Here is a 16,443-nt window from a genome sequence, read left to right as displayed (position 1 = left end):
ATTAAATTTCTGCGTTGTTCTTCCGGGCTGTACCGGAAACTAATGAAAGTTACGGCCTCCATAAAAGATACTTTCCTGCCGTACCTGTTTCACCTCCGATGCAGGTGTGGTAGTAGAGGAAGCGGTGGAGCCTGCACTTTCATTACCAGGCACCATTTGGCGTAACAGCTTGTTACCATTATAGCAGCACTTTACTACAATGTGTATCACTTCGCCTTCTTTCTGTACCCGCCCATCTATCAATAGCAGACGCGATTGTACTATCTCTCTCCGGTACTGATTAAACAGTTTCTGAAACACTACCAGGTTTAAGGTGCCGGTTTCATCTTCCAGGGTAATAAAACATACCCCTTCGGCGGTGCCGGGTCTTTGGCGCACCAGTACCAGGCCTGCTACTTTTACAAAAGCGCCATCTGGTAAATCGGGTATGCGGCTGGCGGGCAGTACGCGCAGCATCTGTAGCTTTTCGCGTATAAAGCTTAGGGGGTGCGCTTTCAGGCTCAGGGTAGTGCTGGCATAATCCTGTATTACATGTTCCGCAGGGGTTATTTCAGGTAGTTGAATGTTGTTTTCGTAGCTGCTGTTGCCGGGCTGGGCGGCAAACATATTTACAGGGGTATCCTGTAATGCGGCTACTTCCCACAGGGCTTTGCGGCGGTCCATGCCCATGCTGCGGAAGGCATCTGCATCGGCCAGCTTCTCCAATGCGGTTAAGGGTATGCCGGCATGGTATAATTGGGTAAGGCTGGTATAGGGTTGGGTGCGTGCCTGCACCAGCAGGTTCATTTCTTCTTCTTTTAATCCTTTTACCTGGCGGAAGCCGAGACGCAGTGCACAGTAGTTGCCTGTTTTTTCTTCCAGTGTATTGTTCCAGTGCGAAAGGTTTACGTCAGCGGGCCTTACGGTAACGCCGTGGCTTCTGGCATCAGATACCAGTTGTGCAGGCTGGTAAAAGCCCATAGGCATACTGTTAAGAATAGCGCAGGTAAACACATCCGGATAATAACATTTCAGGTAGCAGGATACGTATACCAGCAGGGCAAAGCTGGCCGCATGGCTTTCCGGAAAGCCGTAGCTGCCAAAGCCTTCCAGCTGTTTAAAAATACGTTCTGCAAAGTCTTTTTCATAACCGTTCTTCAGCATGCCGTTGATCAGTTTATCGCGGAACATGGTTACCTGACCGGTTGCTTTAAATGTGGCCATCGATTTGCGGAGGGCATCTGCTTCAGCCGGGGTAAAGCCGCCAGCTACAATAGCTATTTTCATGGCCTGCTCCTGAAACAGCGGAACGCCTTTGGTTTTAGATAGTATGGCTTCCAGCTCTTTAGAGGGGTAGGTAACTTCTTCCTCATTGTTACGGCGGCGCAGGTAAGGATGCACCATATCGCCTTGTATGGGGCCGGGCCTTACTATAGCCACTTCAATAACCAGATCGTAAAAGGTTTTGGGCCTCAGTCGTGGCAGCATGCTTTGCTGGGCACGGCTTTCAATCTGAAATACACCTATGGTATCTGCATGGCTTATCATTTCATATACCTTAGTATCATCCTGTGGTATGTTGGCCAGTGTAAAGTGCTTATCATGGTGTTGCCGGGCCAGGTCAAAGGCTTTGCGCAAACAGGTAAGCATGCCCAGTGCCAGTACATCAATTTTTAAAAAACGTAATGCATCTATATCGTCTTTGTTCCATTCAATACAGGTGCGGTTTTCCATACGGGCATTCATAATAGGGCACAGATGGCTTAGTTGTCCCTGGGTAATTACAAAGCCGCCGGTATGTTGCCCCAGCTGTCGGGGAAAGCCTTTCAGCTGCGCCGTTAGCTCCAGTATTTTCATCAGATGCTTATCAGCAGGGTGAAAGCCTTGTTCGCTACGTTGGTTACCGGCTCTCCATTCCTCCGTTAATTCCCATGAGCTGGAAGAGAGGCGGGAAAGCGCATCGCCGGATAGGCCCATGGCCTTGCCTACATCGCGTATAGCGCCTTTGGTATGCAGTTGCGTTACGGTGGCCACAATAGCGGCCCGGTCGCGCCCGTATTTCTCATAAATGTATTGTATCACTTCTTCCCGGCGCTCATGTTCAAAATCCACATCAATATCCGGCGGCTCGTTGCGGGCACTGGATATAAACCTTTCAAACAACAAATCAAATTTAGAAGGGTCTACACTGGTAATGCCCAGACAAAAACATACGGTGGAGTTGGCGGCCGAGCCACGGCCCTGGCACAGAATATTACGGCTGCGGGCAAAGCGCACAATATCGTATACGGTAAGAAAGTAAGCCGCAAAATTCATCTCTTCCATAAAGCGGAGTTCGTACCGGATGTTGTGCTGAATTTTATCCGGTACGTTTTCTCCGTAAAAATCCCTTGCTCCTTCCCAGGTAAGCTTTTCCAGCTCCTGCTGCGGGGTGCGGCCACCGGTAGTTATTTCTTCGGGGTATACGTAAGTAAGGCTATCGAGATTAAACTGGCAGGCTTCGGCTATTTCCTGTGTACGCCGCAGTGCATCGGGGTACTGGCGAAACAAACGCTCCATTTCGGCAATGAGTTTAATATGCCTTTCTGCATTGGGGTACAGGCGGTAGCCTGCATTATGAATGGTGCATTTTTCCCGTACGCAGGTAAGTATATCCTGTAACTGCCTTCTGGCAGGGTGGTGGTAATACACATCGTTGGTAGCTACCATGGGTATTTGCAGGCTGGTACCTAATTGCTGCAACCGGTGCAGGCGTTTACCATCCCGGCCCTGATAATTGCGGCTGGCAGCCAGATACAGCTGTTTGCCCAGTGCTTCGCGGTATTCGGTTACTGATTTCTCAAACTGGCTGCACAGCTCATATTGCGGGTTCAGGTCTGCCGGGGCTACAGCTGCAAACAGCAGGTCTGTGGCATGTTCGTATACATCGGCTTTGTATAAAAGGCAATCGCCTTTTTCTGCACGCAGGTTGCCAACGCTCAGCAGGGTACTCAGCTGTTCCCAGCCACGTTGGGTAGTGGGCCATGCCAGCAGATCGGGGCCGTTTTGTAACTGCAGGCGGCAACCGGGCAGCAGACGTATGTTGTTTTCTTTGGCGGCCACATGCGCCCTTACCACACCTGCCAGGGTATTGCGGTCTGTAACCGCTATTGCGCGGTAGCCCAGGCTGGCTGCCTGCTGTACCAGTTCTTCGGGGTGCGATGCGCCCTGTAAAAAGCTGAAATTGGTGGTAACCTGTAAATCTGTGTATCCCATACCTTATCTGTTATTGATAAATAGTACAGGGAGTAAGAAGTAAGTATGAAAGCTAATAAGTTTAGTAAAGGTAGGGTAAACCTGTATACGGTAAAAAATAAAGTGCAGCTTTTGGCTACACTTTCTCTTTCGTAATCCATTTACCGGTGGTGGGGGGGTGGTAGTTGTGCATCATTTGCAGCAGCGTTTCTATATCATCGCTCACCAGCAGCATCTGCTGATTTACCGGTTTCAGAAAGCCTTTGTTTACCATTGTTTGTATCATGGTAATCAAATCGTTATAAAAGCCATCTGTATTTAAAATGCCAATGGGTTTACCATGCAGGCCCAGTTGTGCCCAGGTAAGCATTTCAAAAAACTCTTCCATGGTACCAAAGCCGCCGGGCAGGGTAATCACCCCATCGCAAAGGCTTTCCATTTTCGTTTTTCTTTCGTGCATGGTGTTTACCAGTATCAGCTCTGTAAGGTGGCTGTGGGCAATTTCCTTCTCCTGCAAAAAATGGGGCAGTACACCTATTACTTCGCCCTGGTGCTCCAGTGCACCGTTGGCTACGGCACCCATTAACCCTACATGCGCCCCACCGTATACCAGCCCTATGTTCTTTTGCGCCAGTGTTTTACCCAGTAAAAAGGCCTGCTGTTCAAATACCGCATCAGCCCCAAAGCTGGAGCCGCAGAATACACTGATTCTTTTCATATTGTTGTTTTAAAAAACGGGAATAAGCCGGCAAAACTAACTGATTTAAGAGAAGTAGCCATGCAGGTACCACTGGTGTAGCGACTGGCCGGTGTAATGCCCGCTTCTGAACAGCCAGTACCGCTGCCCGCTGTTATCTTCCACACAATAATAATCGCGGTGTTCGCCCTCCTGCAGCCACCATTCCTGTTCAATTCTTTCCGGCCCGTCTGCTTTTACAATGTTATGTACCACGCCTTTGTAACGGAATAACATGGGCGGATAATCGGGCACGGGGGCAGAAACTATAATGGGTATGGGCTGTGGCAACAGGCGCACCGGGCGTTGCAGTTGCTGTGGCCATGGGCTTTGCGGCTGCTGCCACAGGTGGCTGGCGGGTTGTATACTGCGTTCGGGCCAGTAATGTTCTGCCGGCAGGTACCGTTTAATGGCATCATTACCCAGCTTGCCGGCAATACGGTCCAGCAGTTCTGCTATATGTGTTTGCTGTTGTTTGTTACGGGCACCCCATAACTGTTCCTGTGCAGAAAATACCGGCGCTGTTTCCGGCGCTTCCAGGGTAAACAGTTCAATGCCCGGCCCGGGCTCAAACTGCGGTATTTTCATTTGCAGCAGCTTTAGCAAATGGGGGGCATGGTGGCTGGGGCGAAAGGTGTTTATCTGCAGGGTTGCTACCTTGCCATCACTACGGTACCCTTTAAATACCGCGCAGCGTATACCTGCTTCTGCTTTGGCCAGGCGGGCACACAGCTGTTGCAGCAGGCGGCCGGCAGCAATAGATACAGCAGCTGCTCCGTTTACAGGTTCCGGACAGGGCAGGCGCTCCTGCCAGCTAATGGGTGGCTGAAGGGGCAGCAGCAGTTCCATTTCCAGGCCCAGTGCCCTATCCAGCATGTGCAGTAACTCCTGCCCAAACCGGCGGCGCAGGGCGGCACGCGGCAGCTGCATAAAGCTGCCGGTATGGGTAAGCCCCAGCTTATGTAGTTTTTGTACCAGTGGGGTGCTTATGCGTAGTGCAGCAGGTGGCAGCGGCATCAGGGCCTGTGCCTGTTTACCGGGTTTAACCAGCGTGCTGGTAGCGGCGTAGCGGGAGAGGGCCCAGGCTGCACCGGGCGTATCTGCTATGGCAGCTTTTACATGGTAGCCACCACGGGTAAGCCGTTTCAGTATCTCTTCCAGGTAGGCACGTTCGCCACCCCACAGATGGGGGCAGCCGCTTACATCTAACAGCAGGCCATCGGGTAAATCCAATGCCGCTACGGGGGTAAAACGAATGCACCAGTCGCCCAGCGCCTGTAACCGCTCCTGCGCCATTTCCGGTTGGTGCTCCAGCACTTCCAGTGCAGGTTCTGCGGCGCGGGCATCGGCCACTACCATACCGGTACGTATGCCTCTGGCTTCTGCGGCGGGGCTGGCGGCCGTAATTACCTGGCGGCCCCGCTCCGGCGTTGCTAATACAAAAGCCTGATGCTGCAGGCGCGGATTGCGCAGCGTTATACAATCGGTAAGTAAATGCGAAAACCATATTGCTGCATACCGGCCGGCCATGTTATACAATTTTACGTATGGGTGTAGCGGCTGCACCGGTGGCAGCAGCAGGCATTACTTCCGCAAAGCGGTTATGCCGCCATTCCAGCTGCCACTGGCCGGGTTTACCATTGCGTATTTTATCCAGCTGCACTGTAAAACGTGGAAAGCCAATACCCGGTAACTGATTGTAGCTGCTGCTGGCTGCCGGGTGTATATGCCAGCGGGCAATACTGGCCAGGGTATTCAGTTGCCGGGGCTGCTGCCGTATAATAAAACCGGTTACCTGGCTTTGTTCCACTGCCAGCTGCAGGCGGCGGGAGGCAGTAAAATCCAGTTCGCTCACCTCGGCTATCACCCCCGCCAGCCCTTCGCACTTCAGTGCCTCTTCCATTACCCATATACGCTCTTTTTCTGCAGGCGCCTCTATAAATACTACCTGATGTGGCAGCAGGCCAAAGGGCAGCAAAGCGGGGGGAAACACCTGCCGCCGGGCACTTATCCAGAGGCACAAAGCCTTTTCTGCGGCCAGAAAAGAGGCTATGCCGGTAATAAAACCACAGGTTGCAGCTGTGCTTTCGGGGCTGTTGCTTATAAACTCATGCACGGCGCCCACCGGAAAGGTATGGCCGGGAAAAGCCCTGTTTACCGGGCCCAGCGGCACACGCACGGTATTATCACCGGCAGGTTTGTACCCCTGCAGGGGCAGCAGCGATTTTTGCAGCTGATGGATAATATCGGCTTTTGACTGGGACATCCGGATTTTTGAATACTAATAATATTAGTAAAGGTAAAGGGTTTTTATCATAACCCACCGGATGTTTTATTTACAGCAAAAATCAATATCCCCATCCTTTCCCTTAAGGCGCTTTTAAGCATTTATGTACGGGCTTAGGAATACATTAAACCGGTATGTTTTATTAATGGGCAATTAATTACCGGCATACACAGTCCCTGCAAAGCCTTGCTAACTTTACCACAGCGGGTGTAAATACCTGTTTTGTCAAAATGAAAAACAATGTAACAGATGTTTCGGAGCAGGAGCGGTTAGCGGCACTACGCAGCTATCAGATACTGGATTCTGCATCTGAAACTGACTTCGATTGCTTTACCCAGATGGCTGCACTGTTATGTGATGCGCCGGTAGCTTTTTTATCCCTGGCCGATAAGGACAGAATATGGATGAAATCGAACACGGGTTCAGACATACGCGAGTTGCCCCGTAAAGCTTCTTATTGCGAACATACCATACAGGCAGATGGTTTGTTTTGTGTAGAGAACGTAAAGGAAGATCCACGGTTTATGCATACGCCTTTTGCCAGGGAGGTACCTTATCCTTTTTATGCCGGTTATCCGCTTATTGACAGAAATGGTTTTCGTTTAGGCGCTTTGTGCGTGCTGGATCATGTGCCGCGTAAGCTGAGCGATAAACAGCGGAAGGGCCTGCAGATGCTGGCAGAAAAAGCGGCAGAAGCCATAATGGAGCGCCGGAAGAAAAGTGAAGACCGGTATTTTGAAAGCCTGTTTCTGTTATCGAACGATTTGCTGTGTATTGCCGGGGTAGATGGGTATTTTAAAAGGGTAAACCCGGCTTTTACCACGGTGCTGGGCTGGGAAGAGGAATACCTGCTGGAACATGCTATTATTTCTATGATTCACCCGGAAGATGTAGACAAAACCAAAGCTGAATTTGCGAATATATATGAAGGAAGGCCTACGGTACATTTTACCAACCGGTATATGGCCAGCAACGGCAGTTATGTATATCTGGAATGGGTTACCACTACCGAAAAAGAAACGGGTAATATTTATGCTATTGCCCGCGATGTATCGGCCGAGGTACTGCGCGATCAGAAACTGCGTTCGAGCGAGCAGCGGTTCCGCGATTTTTTTGAAAGCTCTTCGGGGCTTATGTGTACGCACGACCTCAGCGGCCGCTTTTTATCGCTGAATACAGCAGGCGCTGCCACATTGGGTTTTGACAGGGATGAACTGCTGAAGAGTTCTTTGTTTGATATTATACCCGGAGAGCGGCATGAGGCGCTGGGCCTGTACCTGCACGAGATACAGGAGCGTGGACAGGCCAGCGGTATAATGCAAACCATACATAAAAGTGGTTATAAAAAAATATGGCTGTTTCATAACGTACTGGCCTGGACGCCCGAGGGCGATGCTTATGTAATTGGCAATGCTACAGACATTACTACTTCCTATTACCTGGAAGAAGATCTGAAGCGGGTGAAGGAAATGATGGAGCAAAGCAGCAGCCTGGCAGGTGTAGGGGCGTGGGAAGTGAACCTGGTAAAACGTTCTGTTTTCTGGAGCGATGAAATACGCCGTATGCACAAAACGCCGGCTGGTTTTACGCCCGATTTCCAAACCACCCTGCTGTTGTATAAAGAAGGGCCGGGCCGCGATAAAATTATAGCGGCTGCCACCCGTGCCATACAAACCGGGCAAAGCTGGGATATGGAGGCGGAAGCGGTAACCGCCACAGGCGAAGTGTTATGGGTAAGAACCATAGGGCATGCTGAGTTTAAAGATGGGGTTTGCTACCGCATTTACGGTGCATTGCAGAATATTGACAGCCGTAAGCAGATTGAACTGGAAAACGAACGGCAGCGGCGGGAGCTGAGTCGTGCCAAACGCCTGGCAGAAAGCGCCAGCAAAGCCAAATCGGAGTTCCTGGCCAATATGAGCCACGAAATACGTACGCCGTTAAATGGTATTATAGGTTTTACAGATCTGGTGTTGAAAACCCAGCTGAACGAGTCGCAACAGCAATACCTGTCTATTGTAAACCAGAGCGCCAATTCGCTGCTGAGTATTATTAATGATATTCTTGATTTTTCAAAAATAGAAGCCGGCAAGCTGGAGCTGAGCGTAGAGCGGTGCGATATGTTTTTGATGATGAGCCAGGCGGCAGATGTAATAGCCTACCAGGCCCAGCAAAAGAAACTGGAAGTATTGCTGAATGTACAGCCCGATTTGCCCCGGTTTATTTATGCCGATGCCGTACGTTTAAAACAGATACTGGTAAACCTGTTGGGTAATGCGGTGAAGTTTACGGCTAAAGGCGAAATAGAACTGAAGATTTACCCGCTGGAACAATTGCCCGACCATTGCACCCGTTTCCGCTTTGAAGTGCGGGATACCGGTATTGGCATTCATGCCGATAAGCAGCATAAGATATATGAGGCCTTTTTGCAGGAAGATGCTTCTACTACCAAAAAGTACGGCGGTACAGGGCTGGGCCTTACCATCAGCAACCGCCTGCTGGCCTTAATGGGTAGTACGCTGCAACTGGAAAGCGTGCCAGGCAAGGGCAGCACTTTTTACTTTGATATAGTGCTGGAAGCAGAGGCGGGCGAGGTAATGAGCAGTGTTAACCTGGATAATATACGTAACGTATTAATTGTGGATGATAATGCCAGCAACCGCCTTATTTTAAAACAGATGCTGATGCTGAAGCAGGTAGCTTCGCGCGAGGCTGCCAATGGGTTTGAAGCCTTGCAGCTGCTGGCAGCAGGGGAGCAGTTTGATGCCATACTGATGGATTATCATATGCCTTATATGAATGGGCTGGAAACCATACGTAAAATAAAAGAAGCGTTTTTTGAAACAGCAGGCAGTATTCCGTTAATGCTGCTGCACAGCTCTTCTGACGATGAAACCATGGGCAAAGCCTGCCAGGAACTGGGTGTACAGCAGCGGTTGGTAAAACCGGTAAAAATGCAGGATTTGTACCAGGCGCTTGCAGCCCTTACGGCAGATGTGCAGGTAACTGCACGCCCGGCGGTTGTGGTACACGAAAACGAAAAAATACAACAACCATTTAAAGTACTGATAGCGGAAGACAATGCTATTAACATGCTGCTGGCCCGTACGGTAGTGCATCGCATTGCGCCACATGCCTCTATACGGGAGGCTGCTACAGGTACTGAAGCGGTAGCTTTGTATGCACAGGAAGCACCGGATATTATACTGATGGATATACAGATGCCCGAAATGAACGGCTATGAGGCCACTTTAAAAATAAGGCAGCTACAACAGCAGCATACCCCTATTGTAGCACTTACCGCTGCTAATGTTGTGGGCGAGCGGGAGCGTTGCCTGGAAACCGGCATGGATGAGTATGTTACCAAGCCTTTTGTGGAAGAAGAAATAAGAGAAGTGTTTAACCGCCTGCTGATAGCGGAAAAAGAAACCACCGTTGCCGATCCGTTTGAGGGCCACCTGAATATGGAACAATTGCGCATGTATACCGGCGATGATGAAACATTTACCAGAGAGTTGCTGCAGGTAGCATCGGAAGAGCTGGAAAAGGCAGCAGTAAAACTGGTAATTGGCAACAGTAATCAGAATGTAAAGGTGCTGAAAGAAACCGGGCATAAACTGTATGGTACCGCAGTAAGTTCCGGCATGGAAACACTGGCGGTACTGGCCAGAAAAATTGAACAGCTTACACCGGGTGAGGTAGATACTACTGCACAACTGGTGCATGAAGCGCTGGAAGAAATTAACTCGGTAGTGCGGGTAATACAGCATTATGCTGAAAACAAAACCCCGGCTGCTTAGGCCGGGGTTTGCCCTAAAAGGGTTATTAAAGGGTTTTGGCTGAATATACTTTTACCACACCATCATCTTCACTGCTTATAATAAGCAGGCTTTTGCCGGTAGGGCTGTTTTTAGCTGGTACAAACAGTACACCTTCCGGTGCATCGCCACACTTCAGCAATTGCTGAAATACGGGGGCAGCCGGGTTGGTTACATCATATACCGCAACTGCGTCTGCTCTTTCCATACCAATAAAGGCTACTTGCTTATTACCCATCTGGCCAATAGCAATGCCTTCCGGTTCTACACCTTTATCATCGCTGCGGTTATCATCATAATACTTAGCAGCATTACATTTTACTTCCAGTTCGTTTTTGCTGTCAAACACCAGTGCGCCGGTATTGCCATTCCATACGCTGAACGAGCGTGCGCCGAATGAGTACAGTGTTTCATATTTACCATCTCCATTTACATCGCCCAGGGTTTTGGTAACGTTCAGTCTGCCCAGTTTAGGGTCTTTCTGCAGGTTGGCAGCGTCAGGGAATGCAGTGGCATCCAGTGTAAGGTTTTTAATGCGGTCCGCTTCTTTAAAGCCGTCATACTCGCGTACATCGCCTTCGTTAACGGTAAACAGGTAAGGAATGTTGCCGCTTTGTAACACGGCAATTGCATCGGGTTGGTACATGCCTTTAATGTTCCAGTTGGCAAAAGCAACAGCATCATCTTTATCAGATACATCTATAGCATTACCGGCTGCGTTATAATCTTTAAAGCCCAGCGGGAATATATCCGTAGCTTTTTTAGTAGTCAGGTCAATTTTAGCAATGGCGTTGTTTTCCTGTAAGGTAACCCATGCTGTTTTAGAATCGGCCGATACGGTAATGTATTCAGGCTCTATATCACTTGCAAAGGTTGCGTTTTTGCCAAATATGCGCAGGCCCTTTTGCATCAGCGCTTCCTGCTGGGCGGCAAAACCGGCAAAATCAACATTTACCACACTGTAATCGTTGTTTACGCTTATTACCGATACAGAACCTATGGGGTCAATGTTGTAAGCGGCATTGGGTTCCCCTTCATTAGCGGTAAGTATATATTCCCCATTGGGGCTAAAAGTTACCATATCGGGTAAAGCACCGGTAGCAATGGTTTTAATTTCGCTGTAATCGCTTGTTTTGTACACGGTTACTTTACCGGCCGCTTGTTTATCTGCCGCTTCAATGGCAGCAGCCAGTTTGCCATCGTGTATGCTAAGGCTGTTTACAGCACCACCGGTAATGGCAATAGATTTAATTACGCTCATTTTAGCGGGGTCGGCCATATCCAGTACGTCTATCTTGTTTACGCCGCCGTTGTTTACCACAAACAGTCTTTTGGTAGCGGGGTCGTAAGCGCTTATTTCAGCAGCACCGGCTTCGCCAATGTCAATGGAGCCTATTTCGGCAAAAGTGGAAGGATCTTCATTCAGAATAGTTTCGGAAGCACCGTCTTTTTTAGAGCAGGATGCCAGCACCGCCACCAGGGCAAGCGGTAAAAGATATTTTCTTTTCATGTCTTCAGCGCCTTTTTTAAGCGCATGCAAGAGTAGTTTGCCTGTGTAAACGCAATGTAAACAGAAGGTGTCTAAATTGTTAAGCGCAGTTGCTGCAGTTGCTGGGTATAATCGTACTGCAAATCTTCATGCATGCCGCTGATGGCTTTTTCGGCCTTGTTGTATTGCTGCAGGTACATATTGCGTATTACCGTGTTGGCTTTGGGCAGTATGCGGGCTTCCTTCATTTTACTGCAAAAATACAGGGCCAGTTCTGCCTCTACCTGTTTGCTGGCCGCGTACCGCATGTGTTTACCTACCACCCTGGTAACACGGCGCAGGTTTTTTTTCAGTATATACTGGCTGGTGGTGGTAATAGCTGCAAACTCTTCATCTATATCTGCTTTTACAGATTGGATGTAACCATCTATATCATCTGCTTCAAACAGCAGAAAGGTAAGCAGCTCTTTGTTTTCCTGTTTAAACTTTGCCAGCCGCAGACACAACTCAATCAATTCTTTGGCAGGTACATTTTTCAGTTCCGTCTTCAGTTCCTGTATAGCCGCAGTTCTCATGCTGCTAAAATAAGGCTTCCCCCTTATAAGTATAAAAAAGCCCGTTGGTGTAACGGGCTTTTGTTTATGCGGTTATTCTGTAATACGTATTTCTTTCCCAGAAGCGGTGCCGGGCTATGGCGGCAATCAGCTCGTTGGCCAGGGTATCTGTATCTTCTGCCAGTAGTATACCGGGTGGCATTTGTTCTGCACTGCCCTTAACAGGCAGCTGTTTGCAAAAATACGTTGCTTCCAGCACGGGCAGGGCTTGCGCGTGGGCGGCAATGGCTTTACAATGCTTGTATATGTCGTTTAAAAAATGCAGGGCATAAGGCATCTGCTGTAAGGCTTGTACACTTCTTTCTCCGCCGGGTACATACACTGCATCGTAAAATGCGGCGGTGGCATGCTGAAAACTGTGGTCTGCGCCAATAGGCAGGTCGTCTTCGGTTAATATGCTTCCGTGTACCGGGGCAATAATTTCCACAACCGCTCCGGCGGCGGTAAGGGCTTTTTTCATAGCCAGCACCTGTTTGCCGTTTACACCTGCTGCGGCCAGTATGGCTACCCGGCGGCTGCGTATGTGCAGCGGAATGGTATAAATGCTGGTTAATGCCTCATCGCTCAGCAGTGGCTCATCGCCCTCTTCGCCGTTATCGCTTTCGCGCAGGCTAACTACCGGTGCTGTATGCTTTTGCAGTTGCTGTATGCGGCAGGCATAGGCTACACTGTCTGCCAGTTCTTTATTTACTTCTGCCAGCATCTGCAGCATGTTCTCCCGCATAGGGGCAGAGGCGCACTGTTCCAGTCTGCGGCTTAATTCTTCTACAATCTGCTGTTTTTCTGTTGCTGATTCGCTTTTGCAGTACTGTTTGGCCTGGCTGAATTGTTCATAAAATCCGGTATGGATGTTATGAGCAGCCTGTGGTAAGGATAAGGATTTGGCGCGTTTTCGCGCCGGCTTCTTAGATGCCATAAGGTATATTTTTTCAAGGTTGCTATACCAGAATAAAATATCATGCCAGGAGTTTGAGCGTTTAAAATGGGGGACAAAAAATTTGTGAAGGAAGCTTCAGCCGGTTTGGTGGAAATGCCAGGAGGATTGTATAGGGTGGGCAATATACGGACTGGAAATGGTCAACAGCATTAGTTGGAATAAAAACGGACAGACTTGTCTGTTTTTGAAATTAATCTTTACATTTGCTTTCGTAAAGAGCGATGAATATGAGCACTCCTAAAAAAAGAATAATTGAAACAGCATCACTTTTGTTTCATCAGCAGGGTTACAACAGTACCGGTATTAATCAGATCATCAGCGAAGCCAACGTTGCCAAATCGAGTTTTTATGAGCACTTTAAATCAAAGGACGATCTGTGTATTGCTTTCCTGAATGCACGACACGATTATTGGTTTGCTGAATTAAATGCGTATTGTGCAAAATCAAAAAGCACTAAAAAGCGAATATTAAGCGCCTTCGATTTTATTCAACATATGAATGAAAAGGAGAATTTCAGGGGATGCAGTTTTTTAAATACACTGTCTGAAATATCCAGAGAGCAGGGCGCTATACTTGCTGTTATACAGGCACACAAAAACGACCTTAGAGCATTCTTTGAAAAGGAAGTGGGAGAGAAGTTGTTATCAGAACATATCTATCTGTTGTTTGAAAGTTCAATTATAGAAAGCCAGCTTTTTCAATCAAACGAGCTGGTAGAGAAAGCAAAAAAAATTGTAAACACTTTAATTTAAAAAACATGGAACAGAAACATCCTTTGCCTCCATTTACATTGGAAACGGCATTACAGAAAATTCAAATGGCCGAAGATGCCTGGAATAGCAGAAACCCCGAAAAAATAGCATTGGCTTATACCATTGACAGCGAGTGGCGGAATAGAAACGTGTTTGTGAATGGCAGGGAAGAGATTGTGAAATTTTTGACCGGCAAATGGGAAAAAGAGTTTGACTATAAACTTAAAAAGGAATACTGGGCGCATACCGATAACAGAATTGCTGTGAGGTTTGAATATGAGTATAGAAACAAAGAGGGTAAATGGTTTAGAGCTTACGGTAACGAAAACTGGGAGTTTGATGAAAACGGTTTAATGCAAAAGCGGTACGCCAGTATTAATGATCTGGAAATTAATGAGGAAGACCGGTAATTGTAATGGATGAGGAGATGGGAGGTATATTAAAAAAAAATAGGCCTGAGTCTTAGACAAGACAGGCCGTTGCTAACCTATGAAAAACACCTAGTTTATAATAAGGTAATAATAATTTTTTTGTTAGTGAAGCACTATTGCTGTGCTTTCTGATGTAAATGTAGATAAAATTTCCATATTGCCAAACAAAAATTTCATTACTAAGCTTATTTTAAGCTGCTTTTTTGTATATTATATTAACAGGTATGGTTTTACACATTACCATAACTGTTTGATTGTCCTCCGTCAATAGCCAGGGTTTGTCCGTTTACGTAACTGGCATCATCACTTAGCAGAAAACATACTACCCTGGCCACCTCTTCCGGCAGTCCCAGTCTTTTAGATGGGTTGGCCTGTGCGTATTCTGTTTCAGCCGCTTTGGGGTCTGCAGGGTTTACCTGTTTAAACGCGCCTGCTACCATGGGGGTAAGTATAGCACCCGGTGCAATAGCATTGGTGTTAATGCCATAACGTGCATACTCCAGTGCAGCGTTTTTGGTAATGCCCGATACGGCGTGTTTGGTAGCCACATAGGGGGTTTGGTTCATTACCCCTCTTATACCACCTACTGAGGCCACGTTTACAATACGGCCATACTGCTTTTGCTGCATATGCGGTATTACGTGCTTCAGGCCAAAGTATACGCCCATCAGGTTTATATCAATTACCTTTTTAAATACTTCCAGATCGTACTCTGTTAACGGCGCCTGTTTGCCTTCTATACCAGCGTTGTTATATAAGCCGTCTATAGTGCCAAAAGCTTTCAGCGTGGCATTTACATAGCTTTTTACATCTTCTTCGTTACTTACATCGGCTTTAACCGTAATCACCTCCGCATCTGCATATTGCTGCTGAATACCGGCCGCAGCCTGTTTCAGTGCATCTTCATTGTAATCTACCAGGCAAAGCCTTGCACCGCGTGCAGCGGCTTCCAGTGCTGTTGCCAGTCCTAATCCCATACCTGCGCCTGTAATAATAATTGCTTTCTGTGCCAATGGTTTCATAATTCATCTTTTTAATTGATTAGCAATGTGGTTATAACACTAAGGCAAACAAATTGTTTTGCTTATAGGGTAATACAAAGTTACTTTAACAGGGGTAGGGTATATTGGTCAGATGGCGTACATAATTGGTCAGATTGCGGCTTGTTGGGTAAGCGGGCTTTTTATTGCCCATGGCAGCAGCCATCAGACAACCTTATTTTCCAAAGCGGCTGTAACCCAAAAGGGCTTCCTATGTTCTGTTTACATAGTGAAGCCCTTATAACTTGTTTTTGTTTAATAAATAATGGTTTGCTTAACGGCATGTTACCTGAACCACTTGCTCAGCAACTTCTTTATCAGTAAACCTACTATCACACTCACTACCGAGCCAACAGTGGCCAGTATTATAGTTTTAGTAAGGTCGCCACTGTTAAAGCTGGTTGCCACTGTGCAGATAATGCCACCTGTTATACCGGCATTTGCGCCGAAGGTTGGTATCTGCTGGCTCATACTTCATCGGCGGTTTTAGGGTTATCGTCTGTAGTGGTAATGGTAAGCTGGCTAATGGCTCCGGTTATGCTACCTGCCAGTGTAAGGTAACCGGCTATGGTGGTGGCAACCGCGGGTAAGTCCGCCGCATTGGCCATAATAGCACCACCCGTAGCAGCCAGTACCAGGCCTATGTTGCGCAGCTTTTTAAAGAAGGGCGGGGTGGGGGCCTGTGCCCGTTGTACAAAACTGATTAATTTATTTGAGTTCATTTTTTACAATTTGAATGGTTAAAGAATGTTGTTTGTTTAGCGCCGCGTAAACTTGCTGTAGCACCGTGTTAAATGCCATGCGGCTTCTATCGCCACAGCCGGGGCCGGTTAGTTTGCTTACCGGGGCAATGCAGCCTTGCAGTTCACGTATTGCGTTGTTGGCCGGGTGTATCAGAATTAAACTTCTGTTGGGTACATTTTTCAATAACAAACATTTGCCATGGTTGGGGCTAAGCCTTTTTGCCAGCGGATACTCACCCTCGGGTATACAGGATACCCGGGGTTCGTTATCGCGCCATGGAAGTTCAATTGTGTAACACACCAGCTGGTTATCCAGCATCAGCAGGCCATTGGTGCCGTTGCTGTAGTAGGTGCGGTGCAGTTTTATTTCCATAGTATTCAGG

At 48.0% G+C, this 16,443-nt stretch carries 14 protein-coding genes; 3 read left to right on the top strand and 11 right to left on the bottom strand.

Annotated features, from left to right (window positions below):
- Nucleotides 1–39: 39 nt before the first annotated feature.
- The 4 genes from IEY13_RS17850 to IEY13_RS17835 form a co-directional block, all read right to left on the bottom strand.
- Nucleotides 40–3,234: an error-prone DNA polymerase gene (locus IEY13_RS17850; protein WP_188954598.1), complete on the bottom strand. Its 3,195-nt coding sequence runs from the start codon at nt 3,232–3,234 to the stop codon at nt 40–42.
- Nucleotides 3,235–3,349: 115 nt separating this feature from the next.
- Nucleotides 3,350–3,931, bottom strand: coding sequence for an LOG family protein (locus tag IEY13_RS17845; RefSeq protein WP_188954596.1), 582 nt, complete (start codon nt 3,929–3,931; stop codon nt 3,350–3,352).
- 45 nt (nt 3,932–3,976) lie between these two features.
- Nucleotides 3,977–5,479, bottom strand: a complete 1,503-nt coding sequence (locus tag IEY13_RS17840; RefSeq protein ID WP_188954594.1) for a Y-family DNA polymerase — start codon at nt 5,477–5,479, stop codon at nt 3,977–3,979.
- Between the two features lies 1 nt (nt 5,480).
- A complete protein-coding gene (locus tag IEY13_RS17835; protein ID WP_188954592.1) occupies nt 5,481–6,215 on the bottom strand; it encodes an ImuA family protein in 735 nt (244 codons plus the stop codon).
- Between the two features lie 251 nt (nt 6,216–6,466).
- On the opposite strand from IEY13_RS17835, the gene IEY13_RS17830 reads away from it, so the two are divergent.
- On the top strand, nt 6,467–10,036 hold the full coding sequence (locus tag IEY13_RS17830) for a response regulator (RefSeq protein WP_188954590.1): 3,570 nt from the start codon (nt 6,467–6,469) through the stop codon (nt 10,034–10,036).
- Between the two features lie 25 nt (nt 10,037–10,061).
- Here the strand turns inward: IEY13_RS17830 and IEY13_RS17825 are convergent, their stop codons facing one another.
- The 3 genes from IEY13_RS17825 to IEY13_RS17815 form a co-directional block, all read right to left on the bottom strand.
- A complete protein-coding gene (locus IEY13_RS17825; RefSeq protein ID WP_188954588.1) occupies nt 10,062–11,564 on the bottom strand; it encodes a choice-of-anchor I family protein in 1,503 nt (500 codons plus the stop codon).
- 71 nt (nt 11,565–11,635) lie between these two features.
- Entirely contained in the window at nt 11,636–12,118 is a 483-nt protein-coding gene (locus tag IEY13_RS17820) for a hypothetical protein (RefSeq protein ID WP_188954586.1), read from the bottom strand.
- Between the two features lie 64 nt (nt 12,119–12,182).
- Entirely contained in the window at nt 12,183–13,073 is an 891-nt protein-coding gene (locus tag IEY13_RS17815; protein WP_188954584.1) for a DJ-1/PfpI family protein, read from the bottom strand.
- Nucleotides 13,074–13,321: 248 nt separating this feature from the next.
- Here IEY13_RS17815 and IEY13_RS17810 point away from each other — a divergent pair, with 248 nt between their 5' ends.
- Both IEY13_RS17810 and IEY13_RS17805 read left to right on the top strand, forming a co-directional pair.
- A complete protein-coding gene (locus tag IEY13_RS17810) occupies nt 13,322–13,846 on the top strand; it encodes a TetR/AcrR family transcriptional regulator (RefSeq protein ID WP_188954582.1) in 525 nt (174 codons plus the stop codon).
- 5 nt (nt 13,847–13,851) lie between these two features.
- Nucleotides 13,852–14,256 carry a nuclear transport factor 2 family protein gene (locus tag IEY13_RS17805; protein WP_188954580.1) on the top strand — a complete coding sequence of 135 codons (405 nt, stop codon included), beginning with the start codon at nt 13,852–13,854 and terminating at the stop codon, nt 14,254–14,256.
- 251 nt (nt 14,257–14,507) lie between these two features.
- Here the strand turns inward: IEY13_RS17805 and IEY13_RS17800 are convergent, their stop codons facing one another.
- From IEY13_RS17800 to IEY13_RS17785, 4 genes are all read right to left on the bottom strand, one after another.
- Nucleotides 14,508–15,299: a glucose 1-dehydrogenase gene (locus IEY13_RS17800; protein WP_188954578.1), complete on the bottom strand. Its 792-nt coding sequence runs from the start codon at nt 15,297–15,299 to the stop codon at nt 14,508–14,510.
- Between the two features lie 303 nt (nt 15,300–15,602).
- Nucleotides 15,603–15,788, bottom strand: a complete 186-nt coding sequence (locus IEY13_RS17795) for a hypothetical protein (protein ID WP_188954576.1) — start codon at nt 15,786–15,788, stop codon at nt 15,603–15,605.
- Nucleotides 15,785–16,039, bottom strand: a complete 255-nt coding sequence (locus tag IEY13_RS17790) for a hypothetical protein (protein ID WP_229687904.1) — start codon at nt 16,037–16,039, stop codon at nt 15,785–15,787. The genes IEY13_RS17795 and IEY13_RS17790 overlap by 4 nt, the downstream gene beginning before the upstream one ends.
- A complete protein-coding gene (locus IEY13_RS17785; RefSeq protein WP_188954574.1) occupies nt 16,026–16,433 on the bottom strand; it encodes a DUF5675 family protein in 408 nt (135 codons plus the stop codon). The genes IEY13_RS17790 and IEY13_RS17785 overlap by 14 nt, the downstream gene beginning before the upstream one ends.
- Nucleotides 16,434–16,443 lie beyond the last annotated feature (10 nt).

It is taken from the genome of Filimonas zeae (assembly GCF_014641615.1).
Taxonomy (GTDB): domain Bacteria; phylum Bacteroidota; class Bacteroidia; order Chitinophagales; family Chitinophagaceae; genus Filimonas; species Filimonas zeae.
This window is presented reverse-complemented; position numbering and strand designations above follow the sequence as displayed.

Excerpts from the sequence above, each read along its gene's own strand:
- IEY13_RS17815 (WP_188954584.1), bottom strand. The coding sequence starts at position 13,073 with ATGGCATCTAAGAAGCCGGCGCGAAAACGCGCCAAATCCTTATCCTTA.
- IEY13_RS17800 (WP_188954578.1), bottom strand. The coding sequence starts at position 15,299 with ATGAAACCATTGGCACAGAAAGCAATTATTATTACAGGCGCAGGTATG.
- IEY13_RS17820 (WP_188954586.1), bottom strand. The coding sequence starts at position 12,118 with ATGAGAACTGCGGCTATACAGGAACTGAAGACGGAACTGAAAAATGTA.
- IEY13_RS17785 (WP_188954574.1), bottom strand. The coding sequence starts at position 16,433 with ATGGAAATAAAACTGCACCGCACCTACTACAGCAACGGCACCAATGGC.
- IEY13_RS17845 (WP_188954596.1), bottom strand. The coding sequence starts at position 3,931 with ATGAAAAGAATCAGTGTATTCTGCGGCTCCAGCTTTGGGGCTGATGCG.
- IEY13_RS17835 (WP_188954592.1), bottom strand. The coding sequence starts at position 6,215 with ATGTCCCAGTCAAAAGCCGATATTATCCATCAGCTGCAAAAATCGCTG.
- IEY13_RS17795 (WP_188954576.1), bottom strand. The coding sequence starts at position 15,788 with ATGAGCCAGCAGATACCAACCTTCGGCGCAAATGCCGGTATAACAGGT.
- IEY13_RS17825 (WP_188954588.1), bottom strand. The coding sequence starts at position 11,564 with ATGAAAAGAAAATATCTTTTACCGCTTGCCCTGGTGGCGGTGCTGGCA.
- IEY13_RS17850 (WP_188954598.1), bottom strand. The coding sequence starts at position 3,234 with ATGGGATACACAGATTTACAGGTTACCACCAATTTCAGCTTTTTACAG.
- IEY13_RS17790 (WP_229687904.1), bottom strand. The coding sequence starts at position 16,039 with ATGAACTCAAATAAATTAATCAGTTTTGTACAACGGGCACAGGCCCCC.
- IEY13_RS17840 (WP_188954594.1), bottom strand. The coding sequence starts at position 5,479 with ATGGCCGGCCGGTATGCAGCAATATGGTTTTCGCATTTACTTACCGAT.
- IEY13_RS17810 (WP_188954582.1), top strand. The coding sequence starts at position 13,322 with ATGAGCACTCCTAAAAAAAGAATAATTGAAACAGCATCACTTTTGTTT.
- IEY13_RS17830 (WP_188954590.1), top strand. The coding sequence starts at position 6,467 with ATGAAAAACAATGTAACAGATGTTTCGGAGCAGGAGCGGTTAGCGGCA.
- IEY13_RS17805 (WP_188954580.1), top strand. The coding sequence starts at position 13,852 with ATGGAACAGAAACATCCTTTGCCTCCATTTACATTGGAAACGGCATTA.